This window comes from Komagataeibacter kakiaceti JCM 25156 (assembly GCF_000613305.1).
The window spans coordinates 1-1,893 of sequence record NZ_BAIO01000456.1; the positions used below are offsets into that span (position 1 = coordinate 1).

Here is a 1,893-nt window from a genome sequence, read left to right on the forward strand (position 1 = left end):
CGCCGCCGCCGGTCACCATCAGCCCCTCACCCAGCCCCATGAACACGCGGCCCACCACAATCATCGCCTGCTGGGCCTGCGGGGGCAGAAAGGGCAGCAGCGCAAGGCTGTAGGCCATGCCTGAAGCCGCCGTGCTGACAAGCCCCAGCATGAGCGTGTCACGCCCGCCGCGCCGGTCCGCCATCCGCCCCGCCCATGGCCGTGTCAGCAGGGTCGCGGCGGATTGCAGGCCCATCACCACGCCAATCAGGGTGGTGCCGCTGGCAAAACGGGACTGGAATTCCAGCGGCAGGGCAGGCAGCGCCATGCCCATCGCCAGCATGCCGCTGACAACGGCCAGCATGATGGGAAGCAGGCTGCCACGGGTCGTAACGTGAAAAATCATCGCGGGATCGTAACGCATTTCCCGCGCGTGGAACAGGGTGCGGCCGCCCTCAGTACTTGAACTGGTACAGCAGGCCGATGCTGCTGCCCGGATCGTTTTCCGGCGTGGTAAAGCCGGTCACGTTGCCGCCGGTGCCAACGGTTGTGTTGAATTTCAGCCGCTTGGTCAGGTCCACCTGAACCTGCGCCTGCGTGCCCGAACCGATGTGGCCTGCTTGGCCCCCACATACACCCCGCGCATGACGTATTTGCCCGCCTCGATCGCGCCGGTGTCGTTGCCGCCCGACCCGTTGGAGGAACTGCTCATCTGCAACCGGTCGAGATGCAGCGTCTTGCGCACCATCCCCAGCGGATCGAACGCCGCCCCGCCGCTCAACGTCGCCACCGCCGCGGCGATGGACGCCATCTGCGTGGCCGAAAGGGACTGCGAGTCCGTGCCGAACAGCAGGATGGCCAGGATCTGGTCCTGTGAAAGCGGCGGGGTGGAGGAGAACGTGATCTTGGGCGCGCTGGCGTAGCCGCCCACGTTCAGCCGCGCCGTGCCATCATTCGTGCTGCGTTCGGCCACGAAATCAAGTGTCGGGTCGATCGCATGGGTCACGCCCACGCCGTTGAAGCCCACCTGCCCCTTGCTGAAGTCCAGCGAAATGCCACCCAGGGAGAATCCCCCTTCACCAGCGAGAACGCCCCCGTCACCACCGGCGCGGTAGCGGTGCCGCCCGCGTGGATATGCCCGTGCATTTCCGTATTCAGCCCGTGGCCGCGCACGTAGAACTGCCCCGGCGAGCGCACATCCAGCCCCAGCCCCACCACAAGAGGGGTCGCATGGACTTCCTGTTCCGCCTTTTTCGCGTCATCGGGGCGGATGACGTTGAGATGGGCGACCGAGGTGGGCAGGGAATCCGGAATGTTGATGTCCACCCGCCGGAGCGTGATGTCGCCCGTCGCGTCAATGCGACTGGCCAGCAGGCCCTTTACCGCCAGGTCGCCATCCAGCGTGGTGGTGATGAGATCACTGGCCAGCGGGCGGGCGTTGGCGGCATGGATGCGCAGGTCGATCGGCTGGCCGGGTTGCAGCACGCCATAACTGCCAGACGCGGTGAGCGTGCCCTTGCCCGCCTGCGCGGTCAGGGTGGAGATTTCCAGCCTGTCCCCCTGCGCGTTGACCGTACCATGCAGGCCGGAAAGCTGCACGCCCTCCCCAAAATCATGAAACAGGCCATTCGCCAGCATGAGCGTGCCGTTCAGGCGGGGCGCGCCCAGCGTGCCGCGCATCCCTATGGCCACCTGAAGGTTCCCCCCCGCCTGCATGCCCTTCGCCCCCAGATAGGCGTTGGACACCGCAAGATCCACGTTCCCATCGGCCTGAAGGCTCATCTGCCCCGTCCTGTTGACGGGGGCGGTGCCGCGCAGGCCCAGGTTGATCTGTGTCCCGGCCTGAAGCCGCGCGTCCACCTGCGCCATGCCCGCCGTCAGGCTGGCCGTCGCATCGAGCGAGGCGGGCGCGAG

General features: G+C 66.9%; 1 protein-coding gene and 1 pseudogene. Both read right to left on the minus strand.

Features of this window, described 5'->3' with window-relative positions:
- Positions 1–403 (minus strand): MFS transporter (locus tag JCM25156_RS15210; RefSeq protein WP_025813755.1); only part of this gene is annotated, 403 nt, incomplete at its 3' end.
- Between the two features lie 31 nt (positions 404–434).
- Positions 435–1,893: pseudogene (locus tag JCM25156_RS25070) on the minus strand (translocation/assembly module TamB domain-containing protein); the annotation flags it as partial.